Below are 26,317 nucleotides of genomic sequence, written 5' to 3'. Positions count from 1 at the left end.
CATTCAGCAGCCAGCCTCGTGCTGGCTGCCCAGCAACCAGGAGACCTTTATGAGCAGTACTGAGAACACCCCTAGCACTGGCTTCAAGCCCAAGAAATCTGTTGCCCTGTCTGGCGTTGTTGCAGGCAATACCGCCTTGTGCACGGTCGGTCGCAGTGGCAATGATCTGCACTACCGCGGCTACGATATCTTGGACCTGGCCCAGGCTTGCGAATTTGAAGAAGTGGCTCATTTGCTGATCCACGGCAAACTGCCCAACCGCGACGAACTGCGCGCGTATAAACAAAAGCTCAAGCGTCTGCGTGGCCTGCCTCTGGCCCTGCAAACCGCGCTGGAAACCCTACCTGCCCACAGCCACCCCATGGACGTGATGCGTACTGCCGTGTCGGTTCTGGGCTGCGTGCTGCCTGAAAAAGACGACCACAACCTGCCCGACGCACGCGACATCGCCGACCGTCTGATGGCTTGCCTGGGTTCGGCCCTGCTGTACTGGTACCACTACAGCCACAACGGCGAGATGATTGACGTACAGACCGACGACGACAGTATCGGCGCGCACTTCCTGCACCTGCTGCATGGTGAGAAGCCATCGGCCGAGTGGGAAAAAGCCATGCACGTCTCGCTGAACCTGTACGCCGAGCATGAGTTCAACGCCTCCACCTTTACCAGCCGCGTTATCGCCGGTACAGGTTCGGACTTCTATTCCGCGATTGCCGGTGCGATCGGTGCCCTGCGCGGCCCCAAGCACGGCGGTGCCAACGAAGTGGCTTTTGAAATCCAGAAGCGCTACGAGAACCCCGACCAGGCAGAAGAAGACATCCGCAAGCGCGTGGAAAACAAGGAAGTCATTATTGGCTTCGGTCACCCCGTCTACACCATCTCCGACCCACGCAACGAAGTGATCAAATCGGTGGCCAAAGAGCTGGCCGTGGCCGATGGCAACACTCGCATGTTCGACATTGCCGAGCGTCTGGAAAGCGTGATGTGGGAAGTGAAGAAAATGTTCCCCAATCTGGACTGGTTCTCGGCCGTGTCCTATCACACCATGGGTGTGCCTACTGCCATGTTCACGCCTTTGTTCGTGATCGCGCGTACGGCTGGCTGGGCGGCTCACATCATTGAGCAGCGCGTGGACAACAAGATTATTCGTCCTACCGCCAACTACATTGGCCCTGAAAACCAGAGCTTTGTGCCTCTGGACCAGCGCCCATAAGTCACAGATCCTGGGCTATTATTTGCCTGTGATCTAACCCACGGCCCCGCTGCATTGCGCACGCGGGGCCGTCTTGCTGGTGACTTCCATGCTCTCTGAATTTGTACGCTACGCCCTGCCGCTGGCCGGCACCTTGATGATTGCCTGTGCCTTGACCAGTCTGGTCTCCGGTGCGTATTTACTGCTTTTCAATCTGCGCCGCAGCAACCAGGTGTTGCGTCATCCCTATCTGGATCAGTACCCCTGGGAAAAACTCAGTTTTTCGCTGAAGGCAGGCGTACTGCTGGATTATTTTTTACGTCTGAATTTCCCCAAACGCCAAAGCTCGCTGTTTGGCAATGCCAATCGTCTGCTCAAGCACGTACAGCCCGACGACGTTCCCATGGGCGTCAAATGGCCCCTGATGGGACTGTGGGGCGGCTGCTTTCTGGGCATGATCGCCATGCTGGCTGTTTGGATTCTGATCGCCCTGCACTCCAACCCCACTTGAAGGAGCCTGCCATGACTACCGAGATCCACCACGACCCGCAAGCGCGTCTGTTTTACTGCGACATTGAAAACCGCCGCAGCGTGATCGAATACGAACTGGACGATGCTGTCATGAGCATCACCCACACCCGTGTGCCGCCCGAGCTGGAAGGCCGCGGCATTGCGGGGCAACTGACCCGCTTCGCATTGGAAACAGCAAAAAACCAACAGTGGAAAGTACGCCCTGTTTGCAGCTATGCCGTGGTCTATTTCCGCCGTCACCCTGAATACGCCGACTTGCTGGCCTGAGCCCGATAACAGTCAGCTTCTCGTAAGTCTTATATAAGATATAAGACCATTGCTTCGCTGCGCGCTTCAAATTACAATTGGGGCAACACGCGATTTATTGCATTTTCATATCAACCATTTACCGATAGGCACCCGCACTATGCTGGACTCTTACCGCGAACATGTTGCCGAGCGCGCTGCTCTGGGCATTCCTCCGCTGCCTTTGTCGGCTCAGCAGACCGCCGAGCTGATCGAGCTCATCAAGAACCCACCTGCCGGTGAGGAAGCATTTCTGGTCGACCTGCTGACGCACCGCGTCCCCGCCGGTGTGGACGATGCTGCCAAAGTGAAAGCCTCCTACCTGGCCGCCATCGCGCTGGGCACAGAAACCTGTGCTTTGATCAGCCGCGAGCGTGCCACTGAGCTGCTGGGAACCATGCTGGGTGGCTACAACATCAGCCCGCTGATCGATCTGCTGGATTCGCCTGAACTGGGTCAGATCGCCGCCAACGGCCTGAAAAACACCCTGTTGATGTTTGACTCTTTCCACGACGTTCAGGAAAAAGCCGAAAAAGGCAATGCCTTTGCAAAAGAAGTGCTGCAAAGCTGGGCCGACGGCGAGTGGTTCACCAGCCGTCCTGAAGTTCCAGAAAGCCTGACCGTGACCGTTTTCAAAGTCACCGGCGAGACCAACACGGACGATCTGTCCCCCGCCCCTGACGCCTGGAGCCGCCCGGACATTCCGCTGCACGCTCTGGCCATGCTGAAGAACCCGCGCCCAGGTATCGAACCTGAAGAGCCCGGCAAGAAAGGTCCTGTCAGCTTTATCGAATCCCTGAAAGAAAAGGGCCACCTGGTTGCCTACGTGGGCGACGTGGTCGGTACCGGTTCTTCGCGTAAATCGGCCACCAACTCCGTGTTGTGGTTCACCGGCGAAGACATTCCTTTCGTTCCCAACAAGCGCTTTGGTGGCGTGTGTCTGGGCAGCAAGATTGCTCCTATCTTCTACAACACCATGGAAGATGCCGGCGCTTTGCCTATCGAACTGGACGTTTCCAAAATGGAAATGGGCGACGTGGTGGAACTGCGTCCCTACGAAGGCAAGGCCTTCAAGAATGGCGAACTGATCTCCGAATTCCAGGTCAAGTCCGACGTCCTGTTTGACGAAGTGCGCGCCGGTGGCCGTATTCCCCTGATCATTGGCCGTGGCCTGACCACCCGTGCTCGCGAAGCACTGGGTCTGCCCCCAACCACCCTGTTCCGCCTGCCACAAAGCCCTGCCGATTCCGGTAAAGGCTTCTCCCTGGCCCAGAAGATGGTTGGCCGTGCTTGCGGTCTGCCTGAAGGCCAGGGCGTGCGTCCCGGTACCTACTGCGAACCACGCATGACCACCGTTGGCAGCCAGGACACCACCGGCCCAATGACTCGCGACGAACTGAAAGACCTGGCTTGCCTGGGCTTCTCGTCCGATCTGGTAATGCAGTCCTTCTGCCACACCGCCGCTTACCCCAAACCTGTTGACGTTAAGACTCACCACGAACTGCCTGCTTTCATCAGCACACGCGGTGGTGTTTCCCTGCGTCCAGGCGACGGTATCATCCACTCCTGGCTGAACCGCATGTTGTTGCCCGATACCGTGGGCACTGGCGGCGACTCGCACACCCGTTTCCCTATCGGCATCAGCTTCCCCGCTGGTTCCGGTCTGGTGGCCTTTGCCGCTGCTACCGGTGTGATGCCTCTGGACATGCCAGAATCCGTGCTGGTGCGCTTCAAGGGCGAAATGCAGCCCGGCGTCACCCTGCGTGACCTGGTTAACGCCATTCCTCTGTACGCCATCAAGCAAGGCTTGCTGACCGTCGAGAAAGCCGGCAAGAAGAACATCTTCTCCGGTCGCATTCTGGAAATCGAAGGTCTGCCCAACCTGAAGATCGAACAGGCTTTCGAGCTGTCCGACGCTTCGGCCGAGCGCTCCGCTGCTGCATGTACCGTGCGCCTGAGCAAAGAGCCCATCATCGAATACCTGAACAGCAACATCACGCTGCTCAAGTGGATGATTGCCAATGGCTACGAAGACGAGCGCACTATCTCCCGTCGTATCAAGGGCATGGAAGCCTGGCTGGCCAACCCGGAACTGCTGGAGCCCGATGCAGACGCTGAATACGCCGCTGTGATCGACATCGATCTGGCTGAAATCCACGAACCTATCGTGGCTTGCCCGAACGACCCGGACGACGTGAAGACGCTGTCCGACGTGTCCGGCACCGTGATCGACGAAGTGTTTATCGGTAGCTGCATGACCAACATCGGTCACTTCCGTGCCGCTTCCAAGCTGCTGGAAGGCAAGCGCGACATTCCAACCCGTCTGTGGGTCGCTCCTCCGACCAAGATGGACCAGCAACAGCTGAGCGAAGAAGGCCACTACGGCGTTCTGGGCGTAGCTGGTGCTCGTATGGAAATGCCCGGTTGCTCGCTGTGCATGGGTAACCAGGCACAGGTTCGCGAAGGCGCCACCGTCATGTCCACCAGCACCCGTAACTTCCCCAACCGTCTGGGCAAGAACACCAACGTGTTCCTGGGTTCGGCTGAACTGGCTGCCATCTGCTCGCGTCTGGGCCGCATCCCGACCCGCGAAGAGTACCTGGCCGACATGGGCGTTCTGCAAGCCAATAGCGAAGACATCTATCGCTACATGAACTTCGACCAGATCGAAGAGTTCAAGGAAATTGCTGACTCCGTAGGTCTGTAAGCCCTAGCGCTTGCAAAAAACGCCTTCGCCGCTTCATGCGGCGAAGGCGTTTTTCTTTGCCTGTTTGAAATGACTTCCCTCTCAAGAGGCCTGTAAAAAGCCTGTTCAGCACAGCCCACCCGTCGCTAAAGGTGCACTCACTCACGCTTATCTGCCCACGGGTATACCCCTATCATCATTGTGGTTACTCCTTATGTACGGCCAGTGTTCGAATCGCATATAAAGCTGAAAGCAAACTGAAAGAAAACTGAAATAACGCTGAAAAATCAGATTGCTGCAGTTTGCTCTCGAACGCTCACAGCCACTTCGGAGACACACCCAATGAGAAACAGGATCAAAAAAAGCACCGCGCCTCAAGCACAAACTGGCGCATCCCGGCGCAAGTTCCTGAGCGGTGCTGCAGCCGGCACCGCGGCTGCAGCAACGATGGGCTTTCCTGCCATCGCTCGCGCGCAGGGTCCCATCAACTTCCGCTTCCAAAGCACTTGGCCCACCGTCGACATCTTCCACGAATTCGCTCTTGATTTCGCCAAGAAGATCAACGACATGACCGGTGGAGATCTGAAAATCGAAGTTTTGCCCGCAGGGGCTGTTGTACCGGCCTTTGGCCTGCTGGATGCCGTCTCCAAGGGAACGCTGGACGGGGGCCACGGCGTGCTGGGTTACAACTACGGCAAGCAGAACGCCCTGGCCTTGTTTTCGTCAGGACCGGCCTTCGGCATGGACGCCAATATGGTCTTGGCATGGCACAAATATGGCGGCGGCAAGGAGTTGCTGGCCAAGCTGTACGATGCCATCGGTGGCAATGTCGTCTCCTTCCTGACCGGCCCGATGCCCACGCAACCGTTCGGCTGGTTCAAAAAACCTATCACCAAGACTGAAGATCTCAAGGGTCTGAAGTTCCGCACCAATGGCCTGGCTATCGACCTGTTCACTGAAATGGGCGCGGCCGTCAATGCTTTGCCGGGCGGTGAAATTGTTCCGGCACTGGACCGCGGCCTGCTCGATGGTGCGGAGTTCAACAACGCCGCCTCGGACCGCGCTCTGGGCTTTCCGGACGTGTCCAAGGTCTGCATGTTGCAAAGCTTTCACCAGGCTTCAGAAACCTTCGAGATCATGTTCAACAAGGACAAGTACAACGCCTTGCCGACACAGCTGAAGGCCATCGTCGACAACGCCGTGGAGGCCGCATCGGCCGACATGTCCTGGAAAGCAGTTGACCGTTACTCGCAGGACTACCAACGCCTGCAAAAGGAAGACGGCGTCAAATTCTACAAAACGCCCGACACCATTCTGCAGCAACAACTGGTCGTCTGGGACCAGATCGTCGCCAAGAAGGCCGAGACCAACCCCCTTTTCAAGGAAATCGACGCATCGCAACGAGCGTTCGCGGCACGCGCCATGGCGTGGGACATGGACACCAACAATAACCGCCGTATGGCCTACAACCACTACTTCGGTCGCAAGGCTCCCCAAGCCAAGAGCTGACCCCTAACGGCAATTGCACTGCGTCATCCCGTCCAGCCGGATGTGGATGACGTCTCCTTCCCCACTCCAGGCCGGCCGCGCCCCAAGCCGCAGCCGACACGCATCAGACCCTTTCCGCGCTAGCAAGGTGAACCTACCATGCAGAAAATTCTGGTCTTTATCGACCGGTTCAATACGTGGATAGGCCAGTTGTTCGGCTGGCTAGTCCTGGCATTGACCCTGTTCGTTTCCTTCGAGGTCTTCTCTCGATACGTACTCTCCAACCCGCACGCCTGGGCCTTTGACATGATGAACATGCTGTACGGTGGCCTGTTCATGATGGCCGGTGCCTACACGCTCTCCAAGAACGGCCATGTGCGCGGGGATGTGCTGTACGGCTTTTTTCCACCCCGTCTGCAGGCAGCCCTGGATCTGATCCTGTACATCCTGTTCTTCATCCCTGGTGTGGTCGCCATGTTCTGGGCCGGTTACTACTTCGCAGCCGAGTCCTGGGCCATCACGGAGCACTCCAATATCACGGCCAACGGACCGCCCATCTACCCGTTCAAGGCCATCATCCCGCTGGCCGGTTTCTGCCTTCTGCTGCAAAGCTTCGTGGAAATGGTGTATTGCGTACGCTGCCTGCGAGACGGGAAATGGCCTTCGCGCGACAAGGACGTTGAGGAAGTCGATGTCGACAAGCTCATGGATATGGTGGACGTCAAAAGCGATGACATTGAGAAACTGGATGCCTTTGTCACAGGCGACGGCAAGAAAGGGAGTCCAACATGAGAAAAGAAATCTGGTTCGGGCTCACCCTACTGATCGGCATCGTCCTGAGCATTGCCATCTTCATGCCAGCGCCAGCAGACATGAGCAACGGCCATTTGGGCCTGCTCATGCTGGCGCTGATTGTCGTCACCATCATGCTGGGCTTTCCCACCGCCTTCACCCTGATGGGGATGGGGGTGATCTTTACCTGGCTGGCCTATCGCGACATGGGCACGCAGCAAGCAATCCAGCAGACCCTGGACCTGATGGTTCTGCGCACCTACGCCGTCATGACCAACGACGTACTGATTGCGGTGCCTCTGTTCATCTTCATGGGTTACCTGGTTGAACGCGCCAACCTGATCCAGAGCCTGTTCCAGGGCATGCACCTGGCCATGGCACGAATTCCAGGTTCGCTGGCTGTAGCCACCATTGCCACCTGCGCCATCTTTGCCACGGCCACGGGCATTGTGGGGGCAGTGGTGACTCTGATGGGGCTACTGGCCATGCCCGCCATGCTGCGAGCGGGCTACAGCGTACAGCTAACGGCTGGCTCCATTACCGCAGGGGGCTGCCTGGGCATTTTGCTGCCCCCCTCCGTACTCCTGATCCTGTACGGCGCCGTCGCGGGTGTCTCGGTCGTGAAACTGTATGCCGGGGCCTTCTTCCCCGGCCTGATGCTGGCTGTCCTGTACGTGGTATACGTCATCATTCTGGCCAGGCTCAAGCCCAGTGTCGCGCCTCCGCTTTCCGCGGAAGACCGGATCGTGCCTCTGCCAGCCTTCGCACAAACCATCAAGGAGACCATTACAGACCGTGCTGTACCCGGCCTGATCAACGCCATGAAGGGGCCTCGCAACGTCGACGTGCCCATGAAGCTGCTGGTCAAGAATCTGGCCGTGGCCTTGCTGCCCGCTGTGATCTTCATCGCTGTCATGGGCTTTAGCTATCAGTCGATCACTGCACCTAAAGTAGCCGAGCACTACGAGCTGCAGGAAATGGGCGGCGGTTTCAATAACTTCGACAGTGACTACAGTGGCGGTGGGCTGGCAGAACCTCCGGGTGCTGGCGGTTTATCCGAACCTGAAGGCAGCGAGCCACTCGTGGCGCTGGGTGCCAGCGAACCGGGCGCAGAAGCTCCCGCAGCTGCAGCAGAGGCAGCCGAAGAAACAACTACGACAGAGCGCCAAGCCGCGCCAATGACATTCTGGATCTTTCTGATCGTGGGCAGTCTGGCCTTGTTGTGCTACTACGCCATGCTGAACTTCGCACGGCTGGAAATCTTCAAGATGCTGCTCAGCTCCTTCTTTCCGCTGACCATGCTGATCCTTGCCGTGCTGGGCAGTATTATCGCTGGCCTGTGCACTCCCACCGAGGCGGCGGCCTTGGGTGCCTTGGGCGGCATCCTGCTGGCCTTCGCCTATCGCCGCTTGAATTTCTCCATGGTGCGCGAATCGGTGTACCTCAGCGCCAAGACCAGTGCCATGGTCTGCTGGCTGTTCGTCGGTTCCAGTATTTTCTCGGCCGCCTTCGCCCTGCTGGGTGGTCAGGAACTGATCAATGGCTGGGTGCTGTCCATGGATCTGACACCCATCCAGTTCATGATCCTGGCGCAGATTGTTATTTTCCTGCTGGGTTGGCCGCTGGAATGGACAGAGATCATCATCATCTTCATGCCCATCTTCCTGCCACTGCTGGCGCACTATCAGATCGACCCCCTGTTCTTCGGCCTGCTCGTCGCCCTGAACCTGCAAACCGCATTCCTGTCACCACCGGTTGCCATGTCGGCTTTCTACCTGAAGGGCGTCTCGCCACCCCATGTCACCCTGAACCAGATTTTCCTGGGCATGATGCCCTTCATGGGTATCCAGATCCTGGCGATCATCATCCTGTATCTGTTCCCCGGCATCGGCCTGTGGCTACCTAGCGTGTTGTACTGATCGCAACCTGCCAACATCGGACCGGGCCCGACACCTCCCCCGCTATCACAGGGGAGGCGCCGGGTGCATGGAGGCGGCCCCTCGCGTACATGCCTGATAAGTCACAAATTATCGCCAGCCTCTATTTTGCAAGCACCAGAACTCTACCAGCCATCCCCTAGGGGCTACCCTCATTCACACACCCCGGTCGTGGCAAAGGGTAAACTAGCTTGTCCCTCTCTCGGTTTTGTATGTCCATGTCGCAACTCAATTCCAAACTGCTCGCCCAACAACCCAAAGAAATCCAGCGTCTGATCAATTACACCGACGCACTGGTACGTTCCGGCTCGCAGATCGAAGATCGCTATTGGCAAGGGCTGACCGCTCAATTGCTGGACAAGCTCTATAGCGGGCGCCGCAATACAGCGGTTGAACAGACACTGGAACTGCTGGGCAGCCAGCAACAAAACCAGCATTACGAAATCCTGATGGAACTGGCCGAGTCCCACGCCGAATGTCAGCAAATCGAGCATGACGGCGTGCTGTACGACGCCCTGCTGTTTTCGGCCCCGCTGACCGCCTGGACACGCTATCAACTGCCCCAGGGAGTACTGAAACCCCAGCAACACAAGGAACTGGAAGAGGCCTTGCGCGCCACGGTTCTGGCCGAAGGCACAATGTGCGCCCTGCTGCCCAATCTGGTCAATTACGACGAGATGCCGCAGACCTACCAGCAGGCTTACGCCTGGACGCGCAGCCTGACTGCGCAAGCTCTGGGCCGCAGCCAGGAGCCTGCTCCACTGAACAAACCCGAAGAAGCCAGCAGCCTGTTGGCCGACGCCCGCTTTCTGATTGGTGTGGTTATGGCTCCGGTCGGTCAGCCCCTGTTTCGCTGGCAACAATCCAGCGACAATCTGCAAGCCGACCACCTGCGCTGGGTAGAGCAATGGGTGGAGCGTTACTCCGCCATCGTCACGCCGTTGTTTACCGGCTGCCAGCTGCAGTTTCTGGCTCCCAACGCTTATTACGTCAATAACCGCGAGTCGGACCGCGAAATTCGCCCACTGGCCCTGAAGGCCGGTATCACCTGGCTGCAAACAGCCGTGAAGCTCTCGCCCGACCACTTGCGTGCGGTCATCGTTGCTTGCGGTGAAGAACAAGTCGAAGAATATCGCGTGGGCTTTAGCACCATTTCCTCGCCCACCGTGATTTATGGCTGTATCTGGCCTGTGTTGAGCCAGGAAGAGGCCGAGTCCTCTTTCCACAGCGACGACCATATCGACATCCCGGACGTGATTGCCGCCCTGCTCAGCACCCTGGGTCTGGTCCAGATTCAGCGCCTGCCCGGCCTGCACTCCACCGAGACCTGCGACGATTGCAACGCGCCCTTCTTCCCGGACATCAACGGCGAGATGCAGCACCCGGAACTGCCGGACGAAATCGATCTGGACCCCGTACAGCTGCACTAAATTGAACACCGCTACTGCTTCCCAACCTGTATCCATAGACCTGTTTTGCCGTGTTATCGACAATCTGGGGGATATAGGCGTGTGCTGGCGGCTGGCCCGTCAGTTAGCTGCCAAACCCGAGGTCGCCCAGCTACGCCTGTGGGTAGATGATCTGCACAGCTTCAGCCGTATCCAGTCCGAAATTCAAAGCGAACGGCAAAGCCAGCAACTGCAGGGCGTAGATATTGAGCATTGGCACGACGCGCGCCAAGAATACCCCGCAGCACATCCCTTCGTGATCGAGGCCTTTGCCTGCGAACCGCCCGAAGCCATGACACGGCAACTGACGGCAGATAGCCATGTGTGGATCAATCTGGATTACCTGAGCGCCGAACCCTGGGTACAGGGCTGCCACGGCCTGCCCTCCCCACAAGCCGGTAGTGCGAACAAATATTTTTTCTTTCCCGGCTTTGTCCCGCAAACAGGGGGGCTGCTGCGTGAAAGCGATCTGCTGGCCCGTCGCGATGCCTTTCAACAGGACGATGTCGCCTACCAGGCCATGCTGAGTCGTCTGGGCGTGGCGCAGGAGCACATTCAAGCTCTGCTCCAGGGCGAGATGCAGCAAATGTTCCTGTTCTGCTATCCCGATGCGCCCGTCCTGGCCCTGCCCGAAGTGCTATCTACACTAAAGCAGAAAACCCTGCTGCTGGTGCCCGAGTCTGTTGCCCAAGGTATCCCGGATCTGGAGCAAGGCCACTTGCAAGTTCAGCGCATCCCCGCCGTGAATCAGGCCGATTTTGATGCCCTGCTCTGGCGTAGCGCACTGAATATTGTGCGTGGCGAGGACTCCCTGGTACGCGCCATCTGGGCCGCTCAGCCCATGCTGTGGCAGCCTTACGTACAGAAAGAACAGGCCCATCTGGACAAGCTGCAAGCCTGGCTGGATACCGGCAATTTGCCCAAGCCGGTTCAAGCCCTGCATCTGGCCTGGAGCAGTGCCGATCAGGCCGGTGCCGCCACTGCCTTGAGCCGCTGCCTGGAACCCCAGGTGTTGCGTCTATGGCAACAAGAAGCCCGTGCTTATAGTGAAAAACTGGCTGAACAAGCCGATTTGGCCAGCAGTTTGCTGAGTTTTTACACCCAAGTCGCCCGAAAACGCTAAAATAACGGATTACCTCTTAAAAGCTCCCTGACACTGCGTTTGGCGGAGCCTGTCCCATTCGGAGTTTTTTTAATGAAAACCGCACAAGAACTGCGCGTTGGTAACGTCGCTATGGTTAATGGCGACCCTCTGGTCGTTCAGAAAACGGAATACAACAAATCCGGTCGCAACTCCGCCGTTGTCAAATTGAAGTTCAAGAACCTGCTGACCGGCTCGAACAGCGAAGCCGTGCACAAAGCTGACGAAAAATTTGAAGTGGTTCAGCTGGAAAAGCGCGAATGCACTTACTCCTACTTTGCTGACCCTATGTACGTCTTCATGGACGAAGAGTACAACCAGTACGAAATCGAAGCTGAAAGCATGGGCGACGCCCTGGATTACCTGGAAGAAAACATGTCCGTTGAGGCCGTTTTCTACGAAGGCCGTGCTATTTCGGTTGAACTGCCCACCATCATCGTGCGCGAAATCACCTACACCGAACCTGCCGTGAAAGGCGATACCTCCGGTAAAGTGCTGAAGCCTGCCAAGATCAACACGGGCACCGAAATCAGCGTGCCTTTGTTCTGCAATATCGGTGACAAGATCGAAATCGACACCCGCACTGGCGAATACCGCAGCCGCGTGATGTAAGAAAGACGTCGTGCCGCCCAGTGCGGTACGCGCAAAAAAGGGGCTGTTTTTACAGCCCCTTTTTCCTGCCTGCCATTTTACTAAAAATACTGTGCAACCGAGAAAGAGGCAGTATTAACTTAACACCAAAATACATATCTGCCCCTTGCTCTTAGCACAGCATTACCTCACCCCAAACGCCTCTTCAAAAATCCCCATAATCGTCTTCTTATCCGTCTGAATCGGATTAGTTGCACCGCACACATCCTTGAGCGCGTTATCGGCCAGAACCGGGAAATCTTCCCGCTTCACGCCCAGCTCTTCCAGCGACTTCGGAATCCCCACAATATCCGCCAGCTTTTTAATCGCTGCGATGACATCCAGGCCTTTCAGATCTGGATTGTTATCTGATAGCAGCTTGCCGATTTCATTCAGGCGCTCCCCTGCCACCTGCATATTGAAAGCCTGCACATGCGGCAGCAGCAGGGCATTACAGACACCGTGGGGCAGATCGTAGAAACCGCCTAGCTGGTGCGCCATGGCGTGGACATAGCCCAGTGACGCGTTATTGAATGCCATCCCTGCCAGAAACTGCGCATAGGCCATTTGTTCACGGGCTTTCTTGTTATGCGGCTCACGCACAGCAACGGGCAGGTATTTGGCGATCAGCTCTACCACTTTCACCGCACAGGCGTCGGTGATGGGGGTGGCGATTGTGGAAACGTAGGCTTCAACTGCGTGGGTCAGTGCATCCATGCCAGTAGCAGCAGTTAGCGATGCGGGCATGCCTTCCATCAGGTCGGAGTCGTTCACTGACAGGAACGGGGTGATGTGGCGGTCGATGATTGCCATTTTTACGTGGCGGGTTTCATCAGTAATGATGGTGAAGCGCGTCATTTCCGACGCGGTGCCTGCTGTGGTGTTGATAGCCAGCAGTGGCAGTTGCGGTTTGGCGGATTTATCTACGCCTTCGTAGTCAGCGATCTTGCCGCCGTTGCTGGCGACCAGGGCTACGCCTTTGGCACAGTCATGCGATGAACCGCCGCCCAAGGAAACAATCAGATCTGCGCCGTGTGCTTTCAAGGCGTCCAAGCCGGCATTCACGTTACCGACTGTAGGATTAGGCTGCACCTGATCAAAAATCGCGGTATTGATGCCTTGTGCAATCAGCTTGTCAGCCACCAGTTTCGCCATACCCAGCTTGGCCAAATCGGCATCAGTAATGATCAGAGCTTTTTTGAAGCCCATTTTCCCGACAATGGGCATGGCCTGATCCAGTGCGCCGGGGCCAAGAATATTGTGCGAGGGGATAAAGAATTCCGAGACTGTCATGGTGCGTATTCCTTATTAATGATCGAAGAAATTCCTTGCGGCCCTCTGGGATAAACACATAGCAAGCGCGCAAGGAGGGCATCCCCCCATATTGCATGGGGGGAGGTCTGACAACACTACGAATAGATCAAAGGATCAGAAGAAGCCCAGGGCGTTCGGGCTGTAGCTGACCAGCAAGCACTTGGTTTGCTGGTAGTTATTGAGGGCCATCTTATGGGTTTCGCGGCCGATACCGGATTGCTTGTAGCCACCGAAAGCGGCGTGAGCAGGATACAGGTGATAGCAGTTGGTCCAAACTCGGCCAGCTTCAACGCCACGGCCTACGCGGTAGGCACGCGAGCCGTCGCGGCTCCAGACTCCAGCACCCAGGCCAAACTCGGTGTCGTTGGCGATGGCAATGGCTTCTTCTTCGTCCTTGAAGGTGGTCACAGCGGCCACCGGTCCGAAGATTTCTTCCTGGAAGGTACGCATGCTGTTTTTACCCAGCAGCATGGTTGGGCTGATGTAGTAGCCATTATCCAGGCCTTCACCCAGACGATTGCGTTCGCCGCCAGTCAAGGCTTGTGCGCCCTCTTCTCGACCGATATTGATGTAGCCCAGGATGCGCTCCATCTGTTTCTCGGACACCTGCGCGCCCACCATTGTCCCGGCATTGAGCGGGTTGCCGGTCTGAATACGTTTGACTCGCTCCACGGCACGCTCGATAAAGCGCTCGTAGATGGATTCCTGAATCAGGATACGCGATGGGCATGTGCAAATCTCGCCCTGGTTCAGGGCAAACATGCTCAAACCTTCCAGGGCTTTGTCCAGGAAGGCATCATCAGCCTGCATCACGTCTTCAAAGAAGATGTTGGGGCTCTTGCCGCCCAGCTCTACCGTAGCGGGGATCAGGCGATCAGCTGCGGCGTGCAGGATTTCTCGGCCGACGGGGGTGGAGCCAGTGAAGGCGATTTTGGCGATGCGCTTGGAGTTGGCCAAGGCATGGCCTGCTTCTTTACCGTAGCCAGTGACGACGTTCAGTACGCCAGCGGGCAGCAGATCGCCGATGATTTCCATCAGCAGCAAAATGGAAGCGGGAGTTTGCTCGGCGGGTTTCAGGACGATGGGGCAACCGGCAGCCAGGGCGGGGGCCAGTTTCCAGGCGGCCATCAGCAGCGGGAAGTTCCAGGGGATGATCTGGCCGACGACGCCGATAGGCTCGTGGAAGTGGTAAGCAACCGTGGTGCTGTCCACATCCGAGATGCTGCCCTCTTGGGCGCGCAGGCAACCGGCAAAGTAGCGGAAATGGTCGACGGCCAAAGGCAAGTCAGCCGCGCGGGTTTCACGGATGGGTTTGCCATTGTCGATCGTTTCGGCAACCGCCAGACGTTCCAGGTTTTGTTCGATACGGTCAGCAATGCGCAACAGCACAGCGGAGCGCTCGGCAGGCGGGGTATTGGCCCACTGGTGGCGCACCTTGTGCGCGGCGTCCAGAGCCAGGTCAATGTCCGCTGCACCCGAGCGGGCTACCTGGCAAAAAACCTGCCCGGTGACGGGCGAGACGTTATCAAAATACTCGCCTTCGACCGGCGGCACCCAACGTCCACCAATGTAGTTGTCGTAACGGGATTTGAACGGGAATTCCAGATCCAGGCCCATGGATTTGAGATCGGACAGATTCATGATGTCTCCTTATTGATTTAGTTCGGTGTCACAAGGCGTGCACCGCAGGGAAAGGTTAGGGGTGCCTTTATCCTGTTTTAACTAAAGCAAATAACGTGCCAAACTACCTAGCGATTGTCCCGACTCGATCCTGAGCTCGCCCGCCTCCATAATGAAACGACCTCCAGTCGCAGGCTGCGACAGCTACTGTCGCAAAACGCGAGCACTGTCGCAGAATGCGACACCCCTCCCGGAGCACACTCATGACTTCTCTACACTCGTTTTGCCCGCAGACCAACGAAACCATGTGGCGTCAGTCCTGGGAACGCTGTCAGACGATGGAGTCGGAGTTAAGCGCGGAACCCAGAGACATGAGCCAAGGTGCGCTGCGACAGTTGCTGGAACAACAGCATCACCTGTTGCATCACTCCTCGGCGGCGGTACAGGATCTGGCGGCGCTGGTGCACCCGCATCGCAGTCTGGTTTTATTGTGCGACGCACAAGGCACGGTGTTGCAACAGGCGGGGGACCCGCACTTTCTGCAGCGGGCCGAACAGGTTGCCTTGCGTGCGGGTGTGAGTTGGGCGGAGAACCATCGCGGCACCAATGCTATTGGCACAGCTCTGGTCTGCGCACAGCCCATCAAGATTCACGGCAGCCAGCACTATTTGCCTGACAACCGGATTCTTAGCTGCCACGCCGCCCCCATTTACGACCCTTACGGCCAGATTATTGGAGTGCTGGATATCTCCGGGCCTTCAGAACTGGAACATCACTACGCGCTGGATTTGGCACAACTGTACGCCCGCCAGATCAGCCGCCAGATGCTGGAGTCACTGTGCACGCCATCGCGCCGTCTGCTGCATCTGCATACAGACCCCAGCCTGCTCAACAGTGCTTTTAGTGGGCGACTGATTCTGGAGGATGACACCATTGTGGCGGCCGATGAGTTGGCCGCCCGCATGTTGCGCCAGGACTGGCAGGAGCTACCCGGCCAGGACTTAAGTTCGGTACTGGAACAGGCGAAAAGCACGAGTCGACCTGTAACGCTCCACCTGAGCACAGCGGCTAAAACTCCGGCTCCAGCCCGCGCGGTACAGGCTCGGACCGAGACAGCAGAAGCAACACAACTACTGTCCCCTCAACAGGAAAAGGCGCTGGAACCGGCGTTGCGAGCCATGCAAATGGGCCTGTCCATCTTGCTCAGCGGCCCCAGCGGCTCGGGCAAAGAGCGTATGGCGCGTGAGCTGCATCGCCGTCACAAGTCGCAGTCCGGTCCTTTTGTGGCGATTAACTGCGCCGCCCTGCCCGAAACCCTGATCGAAGCCGAGTTGTTCGGGTATGAGGCCGGTGCGTTTACGGGTGCGCGCCGTCAGGGCTATGCAGGCAAATTGCGTCAGGCCCATGGCGGAGTGCTGTTTCTGGATGAAATTGGCGATATGCCAGTGGGTTTGCAAAGCCGTCTGCTACGGGTTCTGCAAGAGCGCGAGGTGCAGGCACTAGGTTCGGAACGCACACACAGGCTGGACTTCCAGCTGATCAGCGCCAGCCATCAACCGCTGGAAAAACTGGTGCGTGATGGCCGCTTCCGTGCCGACCTGTACTTCCGACTGCAAGACTATATCTGCACAGTCCCCAGCCTTAGGGAACGCAGCGATCTGGGCGACTATATTTCCAAAGAACTGGCTATTCTGGCACAAGGCCAGGCTGCTCCACAGCTACATCCCGAAGCCCTGCAAATACTGCAGGACTACGACTGGCCGGGCAATTACCGTCAGTTGCGATCGGTGCTGCTGCAAATCATTGTGCAAGATTCTCCGGGGCGGCTCTGGTTGGCCCAGGACCTGCCTGCCTTGCCGTGCTTGAATGCAGAACACCCGGTGCTGGCTCAAGAACCTGCCATCCCGGAGGTCCGGAGCATTACGGAAACCAGCTCCCTTGACTCCCCAAGGCCACAAACCCTGAAGGAACAGGAATACGCTGCCGTGCAGCAGGCTTTGAAACAGCATCAGGGAAATATTTCACAAGCGGCACGCGCCTTGGGACTGCATCGCAGTACCTTGCACCGCAGGCTGAAAGAGATGTCGCAGTTATTTACTGCAGGCGGTCATCATCCAGAAAGTCCGGAATCGGCATGGCAATAATGCCGTCGTCGGCCAGTTCCTGATACTCCTGCACCGTGGCCTGACCACGGATTGCGCGCGGCTCAATGTCGCCCTCGTGCATGCGCCGTGCTTCCTGGGCAAACTGGGTGCCCACATCGTCTGACTTGCGTATCACCGAACGCAGCTCTTGTAAAAGCTGACCTTGAATCGCCCGCATTTGCGCTTCGGTAGGCATGGTTGAAGGCAAGGGAGGCGGAACTGGAGCACTGGCAGGGGCGCCAAGGCTTTCCTGCGCACCTACATTGATACGTGGCGCTGAAAGTTTGCGTTTGACCTCGTGGCTGTCGCAGACGGGGCAACACAAAAGCCCACGACTGATCTGCTCATCGTAACTTTCGCGTGAGCTAAACCAACCCTCGAACACATGGCCGTGTTCGCATTCAAGATCAAAAACCTTCAGACTCATAATGTGTTTATCAATGGGCGGACAGACCGCCGTATTGTGACATAGAAGTGCCGGACCGATCAGGGCAAGTCCGGCATTTGGCGCGGCTTAACGGGGAACAGCGGCCAGCAGACGCTGCGTCAAATCTTCCTGCGGATGGAACAGAACGTGCTGTGCGCTGCCCTGCTCCACGATGCGTCCCTTGGCCATGATAGCAATTCGATCGGCCAGATACTCCACAACCCCGAAATTATGGGTAATGAATAAATAAGCCAGACCCAGTTCCATTTGTAACTCACGCATCAAATCCAGAATTTGCGCTTGTACGGACACGTCCAGGGCCGAGGTGGGTTCATCGCAAATCAGAACGGCGGGCTCTACCGCCAAGGCACGGGCAATAGCGATGCGCTGACGTTGCCCGCCGGAAAACTCATGTGCGTAACGATCCAGGGCATTCTTGGGTAGACCGACTTGGTCCACTAAAGTTTCAATTCGTTTGCGACGCGCCTTGGTGTCCAGCTCGGGACGCAGCGCGGTCAGGCCTTCCAGGAGAATGTCGCCCACCATCATGCGCGGATCCAGCGATCCATAGGGATCCTGAAAAATGATCTGCAAACGTGAGCGCAGTTGCCGCAAGGCCTTGCCTTTCACTTGCAAGACGTTCTGCCCCTGCATCTGCACCTGCCCGCTGATCTCAGCCTGATGATCCAGCAAGCGCATCAAAGTACGTGCGACCGTGCTTTTACCGCAGCCCGACTCGCCGACCAAAGCCAGGGTTTCGCCCTTGTGCAGTTGCAGGCTCAAGTCTTTGACCACGGGAATGACAGGCAGGCGTCGCCACCAGGAGCCAGCCTGCTTATAGGAAACAGACAAGCCCTGAATATCCAGCACCAGCTCTTTGCCGCTATTGCGCGGTGGGACTGCTTCAATGGGCGCAGGGGCACGGGACAAGGGACGCCCACGTTTCTCAAAAGTGGGAATGGCATTGAGCAATTCACGAGCATAAGGATGGCTAGGGCGCAAAAAGAACTGGCTTGCCAGCCCGGCTTCCACTATTTGTCCGTGCCGCATCAAGGCCACATAGTCGGCATACTGTTTGACCAGCAGCAAATCGTGCGTAATCAGCAAGATAGCCAGGCCCATCTCTTTCTGTATATCGGCCAACAACTGCAGAATCTGCGCCTGAACCGTTACATCCAGCGCAGTGGTTGGCTCGTCAGCCACCAGCAAATCAGGTTCCGCCGCCAAGGCAATGGCAATCATGATGCGTTGCTTCTGGCCGCCGGAGAACTGGAATGGAAAGTCGTCGTAACGCTGTGCGGCACCGGGGATGCCGACTCGCTCCAGCCATTTGATGGCCCTTGCCCTTTCCTGCCCCGCAGGAGCCACACCATGACGACGAATCACCTCGCTGATCTGCCGGCCAATGGACATGACCGGATTCAGACTGGTAGACGGCTCCTGAAAAATCACGCTGATGCGTTTACCGCGCACATCCTGCATTTGCTGTTCAGGCAAAGGTGGCAGTTCCAACCCGTCCAAGGCAATTTGACCGGACTGCATCCAGGCGGCTTCGGGCAAGAGGCGCAGGATCGCCATGGCCGTCATGCTTTTGCCGCAGCCGGACTCCCCCACCAAGGCAAAGGTTTCACCGCGCTGCACGGCCAAAGACAGATTACGCACCACACTTTGCACACCGGCATCGGACTGTACACGCAGTTCCAGACCCTCGATACTCAGCACGGCAGGCGTTGCAGCGGGCTTCACGGCGGAGACATTTTCAAGCTCGCTCATACCTTGGCTCCTCCTGGACGACGTACTCGCAAAACCTTGAAGCGACGAGTACGAGGGTCAAACGCCGTTTGCACCGCATCGGCAAAAATGTTCGCAGACAGTACCAAACCCAGCATCATCACAAAAGCCCCGGCCAGGCCCCACCAGATGATCGGGTCGCGGGACAGCTCGCTACGGGCGGCGTCAATCATGCGCCCAAAGGATGGCATGCTCGGGTCCACACCAATACCCAGATAAGACAACACAGCCTCGTACAGCACCAGGCCGGAGAACTCCAGAATCAGGGTGATCAGCACAATGTGCATGACGTTAGGCAGCAGGTGACGGAACATGATGCGCAGATGACCGACACCAAAGGCTTGGGCTGCCTGAACGTAGTCCAGCTCGCGCAGCTTCAACACCTCGGCCCGCAGCAGGCGGCACAGGCCCGCCCAGCCGGTTAACCCCAGAATCAGGCACAGCATGAACAAGCGCAGATCTGCGCGAGCGGCCACGGTGTCGAAGCTGTCGGGATGGGTGTCGATATAGACCTGCATCATCAACACGCAAGCGGCGATCAGCAGCACGCCAGGGATGGAAGTCAGCGTGGTGTAAATGTATTGAATGACATCATCCACCCAGCCCCGGAAGTATCCAGCGGCCAAGCCCAGAATGATGGCAGGTGGCAGCATGGCGAAGGTGGTCAAGGTGCCAATCACCAAAGCCGTGCGCACGCTTTTCAAGGCTTGCCAGATGATGTCGTTACCCGTGCGATCCGTGCCCAGCACGTAGTAATTCGCGCTAAGGCTCAGCACCAGGCATAGCAGTATCACCAGCACACAGGCGCTGAACCAGACCAGTCGCCAATTCACCAAGCCCTGCCCTTGCCACCAATAACGCCAGGCCGCGCCCCAACCCGGCTCCATGGATTGCTTGCGCCCCCAAAGCGTCAGCAGAACAGCCAGTAGCACACTGACCAGCCCCCCCCAGGCCAAACCTTTGGCGCCTAGCTGCAAAATATCGTGTCTATGCGCGGCAGGCGTATCCATACCCACCCCGGCATTGACCAGACGCGGAAAGTCCCGCACGGGCTTGCCATCTATCAGCATGCTTTCTTTGGTCAGTTGAAAGCGGGCCAAGGGAGCGGAATAGGTTTTTTCCACCTCGGCCAGCCCGGCTTTTTTCAGAATATCGTCCAACGCAGAACGGGCGACGGGGGCATAGCTGGCTGTGCTGGCTTCCTGCCCAGGGGCAGCCGGCAATAAAGGCCGGTAGTGGATGGAGTCCAGCAGACCAATCAGCAGGAAAAAGACCAGAAAAACAGCAGCACACATGGCCGAGGGCGTACGTGCCACACTGGCCCAGGCCGAGCGCAAGGCAGGCCGCTTGACGACGCGCCAGGTGTAGAGCGCCATGGCCAGAAACAGTGCCAGCACAAAGGTATCGGTCCAGAGAAAGACGAACTGTGGCATGGCGGGCTCAACTAAAACGAATGCGGGGGTCAACCAGGGTGTAGGAGATATCGGCCAGAATCAAACCGGCGATATAAAGCATTGATCCTAAAAACACCATGGCACGCACAATGGAGAAGTCCTGGGCATTGATGGCATCAATGGTGAAGCTGCCCAGACCCGGAATACCAAAAAAAGACTCCGAAATCAGGCTGCCCATGAACAGCAGGGGCAAAGCCGATACGGTGCCCGTCAGAATGGGCAAGAGCGCATTGGGCAAGACATGGCGGAACAAAACGGTAGATTCCGCCAGCCCCTTGGAGCGCGCCGTACGCACATAATCACGGCTGGCCTCTTCCAGGAACAGGCTGCGGTAAAAGCGGGATTCTGCGCCGATGCGCGACAAAATCCCCACCAGCACCGGCAAGACCAGAAAGCGCCAGTTATCCATCCCTTCCACCCAGCCCGAAAACGGCACCCAGCGCAGCACCCGTGCAAACAGCCATTGCCCGGCAATGATGTAGAACAGGCCCGAAATGGACATCAACACGACGCACAGCACAACGGCTGAAAAATCCAGTCGGGTTCCCCGAAAGAACACCATCAGCAAGGCAAAACTGATGCACACCCATAAGCCCAAAAAGAAGGTGGGCAAGGCCAGCGCCAAACTGGGCCCCATGCGTTGCTTGATCTGATAGGCAATATCCTGCCCCTGGTCGGACAAGCCAAAATCCAGGCGCAACAAAGGAACCGAGCGCTCGTAGAAAATCGTGTCGGTAAAGGTTTTGGAGCCTTCCGCTTGCGCGTTATAAAACAACGGCTTGTTATAACCGCGCTCTGCCTTCCAGTTTTCAATGGCCGTCTGGCTGACGCGCTGCCCACCAATGGACAAACGGGCCATATCGTCAGGCGTGTTCACGGCAAAGAACAGCACAAAGGTCAGCAGATTGACCCCTATCAGAATCAGCACGCCATACAGAATGCGCCGCAGCATATAGGAAAACATCAGTCTTTCTCCTTGCGCAGAGCCACATGGCGACGACGCGCCTGAGCCTGCGAGCGCACCACCCACACCAGAATCAAGGCCAGCAAGCCCAGCGGAATGGCGGGCCACCAGACGGGGCGGTTCCAGCGATCAATGCGCTCCACACGCTGTTCGGGGTCGATACGGTAATACTGGATGCTGTCGCGCACCATCATGGACGGCTTGGCATTGCGCACCCAGCTTTGGTAGGCTCCACCCGCATTGGGCACATAGCCAAACATCCAGGGGGCATCATGCTGGACCAGATGGATCATCTGCTGCACCACCGCCTGCTTGTCCGGGCCGTCGTTCAGAAAGCGCATTTGCTCGTACAGGCGATCAAACTCCGCGCTTTGGTAATTGGCGGCGTTCTCACCACCAAAATCCTTCTTGGCCTGGGGGCCATACAGCAAGGTGAAGAAGTTTTCGGCATCCGGGTAGTCGGCTACCCAGCCCCACAGAAATAGCTGTGCCGCGCCCCGCTTCATCTTGTCCTGAAAGCGGTTGTAATCGGTAGCGCGCACCTCCAGCTGCAAGCCTACCTGGGCCAGCTGACGGCGCATCCAGTCCACCGTGGCATCCGAGCCCATACCCATCATGGAGTCGTAATACAGAATCAGGGGCTTGCCGGTACGGCTGTCCCGTCCATCGGGATAGCCCGCCTGTCGCAGCAAATCACGCGCTTCGTCCAGACTGCGGCGTTTCACCACGCCATTGTCCTTGGTGTAGACATAAGGGTTGGCACCTTGGGGCAGCGGCTGATAGCCCGGCACGCCAGGCGGCAAAGGACTATGCGCGGCTTCCCCTTGGTCATTCATGAAAATGGAAACGTACTGCTCCCAGTCGAACACAATGCTGATGGCCAGGCGCAGCTTGCGGTTTTTCTCGAACTGCTCGGGCGTATCGCCCTGGCCGACCACCGGGTCGTGCCAGTTAAAGCCCATATAAAACAATTGCGCTTCAGGTGCCGTGCGCAATTGCAGGCCGCGCTCCTGATACAGATTGGCTTTGTCGACCGAGTCCTGCGCGGCCACTGTCATGGCGACACCGTACTCGCCCCGCTCCACCTGCGGAATGTCGTAATAGCCCTGCAGGAACTTGCCCATCAAGGGGACGCCCTCTTTTTCCAGAGAGAACACCACTTTGTCCAGAAAAGGCATGGGTTTGCCGCAATCTTCCAGTAAACCAGCAGCCTGGTCGCCGGGCTCGCCCACACAAGGGTATGGCTCCCCCCGGTAATTGGGGTTACGGCTCAGAACGTGACGACGATTGGTCAGGGATTCCGTCAGCATGAATGGGCCTGTACCCACGGGCCAGCTATCCAGTGTCAGATTGTGCTGCGCCATGCGCGGCTGGCTATAAAAGCGCTCGGCCTCCCAGGCCATGGGCGCGGTAAAGGTCATGGCCAGCCAGTACTTGAACTGTGGGTACTTGCCATTCACCTCGATGCGCAAGGTGTGTTTATCCAGCGCTCGCACACCCGGCAAGGTGTAGGGCCGCAAATCCAGCCATTGTGGACGCGGCTCCTGCTTGTCGATACGGGCCAGTTCTTCGCTGAACTCCTTGAAGCCCCGGATATGCTCGGCCATCACACCCAGCACAGGAGAGGCCAAGCGCGGGCTGGCCAAACGCTTGAAGGCGTAAACGTAATCGTGAGCCGTCAGCTCGCGTGAGCCGGTATGGGCGAAGTCGGTAATGCTGAAAGCATCGTTCAGGTCCGGCGCCCGCATGGGGTAATAGCGGTACTCGCCCTGTTCATCCAAGGCAAAGGCCGGATGCGGCTGAAAGCGAATGCCTTGCTTGATGGGAATATCGTAACGGCTGACTGCCACCTGTTCGCCCGGCACATCAGCAGGCAAACGATTACCCTGCTCATCAAGGTATACAGGCTCTACCAGCTCGGCCGCCGCCTTGGGAATCAGGCGGTAGGGACGGTCCAGATAGTGATAGCCGTACAGCGGCTCATAAATCGAATACGTAAACGGTGTCTCGTCACCGGAGTAGGACAAAGCCGGGTCCAGGTGATTGGGGGAGCGGGTCGTGAACGCGCTGTAGAGCGTGTTTTCTGCTGCGCTGCCTTCCTGATAAGGGCTGTTAACGGGTTTGGAGCAAGCTGCCAATCCGACGCACAACAAGGCCAGCCCCATCCGCCGCAAAGGGCTTAGCATTGCCCTTGCTGCCAGCAGTCATAACGCCATTTCCATGGCGGGACAGGACTGGGCTCTGACCAGATGCCTACACCGGCTTCCTTGGCTTCGCGCTCCAGCTGATCAATACGAGGGTCGCGCAGGAAGCGGCCGCGTTTTTCACGATTGGCCATGGCCATTCCAGCCCGTACCAGTTTCTGGTTGGCGGTTTCGCCATCGGCCAAAGGCACATCGCATACAGCGCGACCGTGGCGGTCGCGCTCATAGCAAGACAGGGTCAAATGTTTACCGGAAACCAAATCCGACAGGAAGCGCCGCGAGGCCACCGCAAAGGGCTGGCCGGGACGACGGCTGTCTTTGGTGGTTTCGGGAGCATCGATACTGGCCAGACGCACGCGCACCTGCCTGTTATTGCTGGGCAAAATCGTCAGCGTATCGCCGTCGGCCACCCGCACCACCCGCCCTGTCAGCTCGAAGTCTTGAGCCTGAACAGGCAAGGCCCAGACAGCCATCACAGCCGTCAAGCCAGCACAAACGGCTGTGCGCCGCGTCAAAGAAGAAAAGCCGGACAGGGAAAACACAGTCATGATGCGGACAACACTCCAGGCGGGTAGCAGAAACAAGGCTAACAAATTATAGATACTGCGCACCGCCTGTCCAGAGCAATGTCCCTAGTAGGCAGGCCTGCGTCAAGACGCCTGCAGGCGGGGCCAGATGCGATACAAATACCAGGAAGCCTGCTCCACACCTTCCAGCCCGAATACGGTAGCCGGACCTTGTTGCAGACGATGGGTCGCGAACAGATCCGCGACGGCATCGGGAGCCACCTGGCGCATCAGGCAGGCTTGGTACAGCAGGGCCAGTTTCTGCGTCCAGACACGGCCTCCCGCCTGGGAAACCGTGCTCAACAAATCCTGTGCAACCTGACCCAGTTCCGCATCATCTCCCGTACGGGCACGCAAGTCTGCCTGCAAGGCCTCCAGGACACCTTCCTGACTCAAGGCGCGCTGCACATCCAGGCACATCACATTGCCTGAACCTTCCCAAATAGAATTGACAGGAGCTTCGCGCAGCAAGCGTGGCATGGGGCCATCCTCGATATAACCGTTGCCGCCCCAGGTTTCCATGGCTTCGGCACACAGGGCGATGGCCCGGCGACATACCCAGAACTTGGCAGCCGGGGCCAGCACGCGTAGCACCGCCTGCGCCACGGGATCATCAGCCCGTTCCTGCAAGTCCACCAGGAACAGGGCCAGATGGGTGGCCGCTTCGCTTTCCAGGCTCATATCCAGCAATACCGCCTGCATCAAGGGCTGATCGATCAACTGTTTGCCAAAGCAGCGTCGGTGCTGACAGTAATGCAGGGACTGCACCAAAGCCTGCCGCATCAGGGCGGCACTGCCCAGCACGCAATCAATACGGGTACGGGCCGCCATTCCGGCCAGCAGAGCAATACCGCGACCGGTTTGGCCCACGCGCCAGGCCAGTGCACCATCAAAATCAATTTCGGCACTGGCGTTGGAGCGGTTGCCCAATTTGTCTTTCAGCCTGCGTATATACCGGCGATTCAAGCCATATTCGGTATAGCGCGGCATCAGGAAACAAGAAAACTGCTCGTGCTCACGCGCCAGTACCAGATGCCCGTCCGCCTGCGGCACGGAGAAAAACCATTTGTGCCCGTAAAGACGAAACGCCTGAGCCTGGGGATGCGCTTCAGTGGTGCAGCCGCGCAGATCAGAGCCGCCCTGCATTTCCGTCATGCCCATGCCCAGCAGCACGCTGCTTTTTTCTGTCATCAACTGATCAGAAGAATCATACTGATTGATGTCCAGCTTGGCCGCCCACTCCTGAAACGGATCAGCCTGCAATAAGGGCGCAGCGGCGCGCGTCATGGTCAAGGGACACAAGGTGCCCGCCTCAATCTGACCATGCATGTAAAAGCCCATGGCTCGTTGCAGGTGCCGGCCAGGTTCGGACTGATGGGGCCAGATATGCAGGCCCTGCTCCATGCCCAGGCTCATCAATTGATGCCAGGCGGGATGAAAATCCACCTGATCAACTCGTTGCCCTTGGGCAGACCAGCCTCGCCATTGCGGCGGCTGGCGATTAGCCAGGGCACCTTGCTCGCGCCAATGGGCAGAGCCCAGTTTCTGGCCGTAGTCCGCCAGCGCTTGCCGGGCCTCCTGGGAGGCCAGCTTGCTTTGCCAATGTTGTAAAGCCGGATCTTCGCCAAACAGATCGTCATTCATCAAATCCGGCACCTGATTCTGTAACTGCTGCTCCAGACCCATCTCGCCTCCTTGATTCC

The 26,317-nt window shown here is 57.7% G+C and carries 20 protein-coding genes; 11 read left to right on the top strand and 9 right to left on the bottom strand.

Annotated features, from left to right (window positions below):
* Window positions 1–49: 49 nt before the first annotated feature.
* The 10 genes from prpC (at window position 50) to efp (ending at window position 12,112) form a co-directional block, all read left to right on the top strand.
* The gene (gene prpC, locus N879_RS17560) at window positions 50–1,213 is read left to right on the top strand and encodes a bifunctional 2-methylcitrate synthase/citrate synthase (RefSeq protein ID WP_009457712.1); all 1,164 of its coding nucleotides are present in this window, start codon (window positions 50–52) and stop codon (window positions 1,211–1,213) included.
* An 88-nt stretch (window positions 1,214–1,301) separates the two neighbouring features.
* Entirely contained in the window at window positions 1,302–1,703 is a 402-nt protein-coding gene (locus tag N879_RS17555) for a hypothetical protein (protein WP_009457714.1), read from the top strand.
* 11 nt (window positions 1,704–1,714) lie between these two features.
* The gene (locus N879_RS17550) at window positions 1,715–1,990 is read left to right on the top strand and encodes a GNAT family N-acetyltransferase (RefSeq protein ID WP_009457716.1); all 276 of its coding nucleotides are present in this window, start codon (window positions 1,715–1,717) and stop codon (window positions 1,988–1,990) included.
* A gap of 139 nt (window positions 1,991–2,129) precedes the next feature.
* Window positions 2,130–4,715 (top strand): bifunctional aconitate hydratase 2/2-methylisocitrate dehydratase, encoded by a 2,586-nt coding sequence (acnB, locus tag N879_RS17545; protein WP_022983544.1) that lies wholly within the window; start codon window positions 2,130–2,132, stop codon window positions 4,713–4,715.
* Between the two features lie 321 nt (window positions 4,716–5,036).
* The gene (locus N879_RS17540; RefSeq protein WP_009457721.1) at window positions 5,037–6,203 is read left to right on the top strand and encodes a TRAP transporter substrate-binding protein; all 1,167 of its coding nucleotides are present in this window, start codon (window positions 5,037–5,039) and stop codon (window positions 6,201–6,203) included.
* Between the two features lie 138 nt (window positions 6,204–6,341).
* Window positions 6,342–6,974, top strand: coding sequence for a TRAP transporter small permease subunit (locus tag N879_RS17535; RefSeq protein ID WP_009457722.1), 633 nt, complete (start codon window positions 6,342–6,344; stop codon window positions 6,972–6,974).
* Entirely contained in the window at window positions 6,971–8,893 is a 1,923-nt protein-coding gene (locus tag N879_RS17530) for a TRAP transporter large permease (RefSeq protein WP_022983542.1), read from the top strand. Before N879_RS17535 ends, N879_RS17530 begins: the two co-directional genes overlap by 4 nt.
* 236 nt (window positions 8,894–9,129) lie before the next feature.
* The gene (locus tag N879_RS17525) at window positions 9,130–10,341 is read left to right on the top strand and encodes a DUF2863 family protein (RefSeq protein ID WP_009457724.1); all 1,212 of its coding nucleotides are present in this window, start codon (window positions 9,130–9,132) and stop codon (window positions 10,339–10,341) included.
* 1 nt (window position 10,342) lies between these two features.
* The gene (gene earP / locus N879_RS17520; protein ID WP_022983540.1) at window positions 10,343–11,482 is read left to right on the top strand and encodes an elongation factor P maturation arginine rhamnosyltransferase EarP; all 1,140 of its coding nucleotides are present in this window, start codon (window positions 10,343–10,345) and stop codon (window positions 11,480–11,482) included.
* A gap of 72 nt (window positions 11,483–11,554) precedes the next feature.
* Entirely contained in the window at window positions 11,555–12,112 is a 558-nt protein-coding gene (efp, locus tag N879_RS17515) for an elongation factor P (protein WP_003802564.1), read from the top strand.
* A gap of 162 nt (window positions 12,113–12,274) precedes the next feature.
* Here the strand turns inward: efp and N879_RS17510 are convergent, their stop codons facing one another.
* Window positions 12,275–13,423, bottom strand: a complete 1,149-nt coding sequence (locus tag N879_RS17510; RefSeq protein WP_022983539.1) for an iron-containing alcohol dehydrogenase — start codon at window positions 13,421–13,423, stop codon at window positions 12,275–12,277.
* A gap of 135 nt (window positions 13,424–13,558) precedes the next feature.
* A complete protein-coding gene (gene exaC / locus N879_RS17505; RefSeq protein WP_009457732.1) occupies window positions 13,559–15,085 on the bottom strand; it encodes an acetaldehyde dehydrogenase ExaC in 1,527 nt (508 codons plus the stop codon).
* A gap of 242 nt (window positions 15,086–15,327) precedes the next feature.
* Here exaC and N879_RS17500 point away from each other — a divergent pair, with 242 nt between their 5' ends.
* Complete coding sequence (locus tag N879_RS17500) at window positions 15,328–17,208, top strand: sigma-54-dependent Fis family transcriptional regulator (RefSeq protein WP_031233017.1); 1,881 nt, start codon at window positions 15,328–15,330, stop codon at window positions 17,206–17,208.
* Here N879_RS17500 and N879_RS17495 read toward each other — a convergent pair.
* From N879_RS17495 to N879_RS17465, 7 genes are all read right to left on the bottom strand, one after another.
* The gene (locus N879_RS17495) at window positions 17,159–17,635 is read right to left on the bottom strand and encodes a DUF1178 family protein (RefSeq protein ID WP_022983538.1); all 477 of its coding nucleotides are present in this window, start codon (window positions 17,633–17,635) and stop codon (window positions 17,159–17,161) included. The genes N879_RS17500 and N879_RS17495 overlap by 50 nt on opposite strands.
* Before the next feature lie 87 nt (window positions 17,636–17,722).
* Window positions 17,723–19,408 carry an ABC transporter ATP-binding protein gene (locus N879_RS17490; RefSeq protein WP_022983537.1) on the bottom strand — a complete coding sequence of 562 codons (1,686 nt, stop codon included), beginning with the start codon at window positions 19,406–19,408 and terminating at the stop codon, window positions 17,723–17,725.
* Window positions 19,405–20,859, bottom strand: a complete 1,455-nt coding sequence (locus tag N879_RS17485) for an ABC transporter permease (RefSeq protein ID WP_009457738.1) — start codon at window positions 20,857–20,859, stop codon at window positions 19,405–19,407. The genes N879_RS17490 and N879_RS17485 overlap by 4 nt, the downstream gene beginning before the upstream one ends.
* A gap of 7 nt (window positions 20,860–20,866) precedes the next feature.
* Window positions 20,867–21,844 (bottom strand): ABC transporter permease, encoded by a 978-nt coding sequence (locus tag N879_RS17480; RefSeq protein ID WP_009457740.1) that lies wholly within the window; start codon window positions 21,842–21,844, stop codon window positions 20,867–20,869.
* Window positions 21,844–24,030, bottom strand: a complete 2,187-nt coding sequence (locus N879_RS17475; RefSeq protein WP_031233016.1) for an ABC transporter substrate-binding protein — start codon at window positions 24,028–24,030, stop codon at window positions 21,844–21,846. Before N879_RS17475 ends, N879_RS17480 begins: the two co-directional genes overlap by 1 nt.
* Window positions 24,024–24,596, bottom strand: a complete 573-nt coding sequence (locus N879_RS17470; RefSeq protein ID WP_230940585.1) for a thermonuclease family protein — start codon at window positions 24,594–24,596, stop codon at window positions 24,024–24,026. Before N879_RS17470 ends, N879_RS17475 begins: the two co-directional genes overlap by 7 nt.
* A gap of 102 nt (window positions 24,597–24,698) precedes the next feature.
* Window positions 24,699–26,300 (bottom strand): acyl-CoA dehydrogenase family protein, encoded by a 1,602-nt coding sequence (locus tag N879_RS17465; protein ID WP_009457746.1) that lies wholly within the window; start codon window positions 26,298–26,300, stop codon window positions 24,699–24,701.
* Window positions 26,301–26,317: the final 17 nt, after the last annotated feature.

The sequence above is a fragment of the Alcaligenes sp. EGD-AK7 genome, assembly GCF_000465875.3.
In the GTDB taxonomy this organism is placed as follows: Bacteria; Pseudomonadota; Gammaproteobacteria; order Burkholderiales; family Burkholderiaceae_B; genus Alcaligenes; species Alcaligenes phenolicus.
Note: the sequence above shows the minus strand (reverse complement) of the source record. Positions and strands in the feature narration are given on the sequence as shown.

What these genes read in the sequence shown, in the direction of transcription:
- N879_RS17495 (WP_022983538.1), bottom strand. Translation starts at nt 17,635, where the DNA reads ATGAGTCTGAAGGTTTTTGATCTTGAATGCGAACACGGCCATGTGTTC.
- prpC (WP_009457712.1), top strand. Translation starts at nt 50, where the DNA reads ATGAGCAGTACTGAGAACACCCCTAGCACTGGCTTCAAGCCCAAGAAA.
- N879_RS17490 (WP_022983537.1), bottom strand. Translation starts at nt 19,408, where the DNA reads ATGAGCGAGCTTGAAAATGTCTCCGCCGTGAAGCCCGCTGCAACGCCT.
- N879_RS17550 (WP_009457716.1), top strand. Translation starts at nt 1,715, where the DNA reads ATGACTACCGAGATCCACCACGACCCGCAAGCGCGTCTGTTTTACTGC.
- N879_RS17485 (WP_009457738.1), bottom strand. Translation starts at nt 20,859, where the DNA reads ATGCCACAGTTCGTCTTTCTCTGGACCGATACCTTTGTGCTGGCACTG.
- N879_RS17475 (WP_031233016.1), bottom strand. Translation starts at nt 24,030, where the DNA reads ATGCTAAGCCCTTTGCGGCGGATGGGGCTGGCCTTGTTGTGCGTCGGA.
- N879_RS17500 (WP_031233017.1), top strand. Translation starts at nt 15,328, where the DNA reads ATGACTTCTCTACACTCGTTTTGCCCGCAGACCAACGAAACCATGTGG.
- N879_RS17465 (WP_009457746.1), bottom strand. Translation starts at nt 26,300, where the DNA reads ATGGGTCTGGAGCAGCAGTTACAGAATCAGGTGCCGGATTTGATGAAT.
- efp (WP_003802564.1), top strand. Translation starts at nt 11,555, where the DNA reads ATGAAAACCGCACAAGAACTGCGCGTTGGTAACGTCGCTATGGTTAAT.
- N879_RS17535 (WP_009457722.1), top strand. Translation starts at nt 6,342, where the DNA reads ATGCAGAAAATTCTGGTCTTTATCGACCGGTTCAATACGTGGATAGGC.
- acnB (WP_022983544.1), top strand. Translation starts at nt 2,130, where the DNA reads ATGCTGGACTCTTACCGCGAACATGTTGCCGAGCGCGCTGCTCTGGGC.
- N879_RS17480 (WP_009457740.1), bottom strand. Translation starts at nt 21,844, where the DNA reads ATGTTTTCCTATATGCTGCGGCGCATTCTGTATGGCGTGCTGATTCTG.
- N879_RS17555 (WP_009457714.1), top strand. Translation starts at nt 1,302, where the DNA reads ATGCTCTCTGAATTTGTACGCTACGCCCTGCCGCTGGCCGGCACCTTG.
- N879_RS17530 (WP_022983542.1), top strand. Translation starts at nt 6,971, where the DNA reads ATGAGAAAAGAAATCTGGTTCGGGCTCACCCTACTGATCGGCATCGTC.
- exaC (WP_009457732.1), bottom strand. Translation starts at nt 15,085, where the DNA reads ATGAATCTGTCCGATCTCAAATCCATGGGCCTGGATCTGGAATTCCCG.
- N879_RS17525 (WP_009457724.1), top strand. Translation starts at nt 9,130, where the DNA reads ATGTCGCAACTCAATTCCAAACTGCTCGCCCAACAACCCAAAGAAATC.
- N879_RS17540 (WP_009457721.1), top strand. Translation starts at nt 5,037, where the DNA reads ATGAGAAACAGGATCAAAAAAAGCACCGCGCCTCAAGCACAAACTGGC.
- N879_RS17510 (WP_022983539.1), bottom strand. Translation starts at nt 13,423, where the DNA reads ATGACAGTCTCGGAATTCTTTATCCCCTCGCACAATATTCTTGGCCCC.
- N879_RS17470 (WP_230940585.1), bottom strand. Translation starts at nt 24,596, where the DNA reads ATGACTGTGTTTTCCCTGTCCGGCTTTTCTTCTTTGACGCGGCGCACA.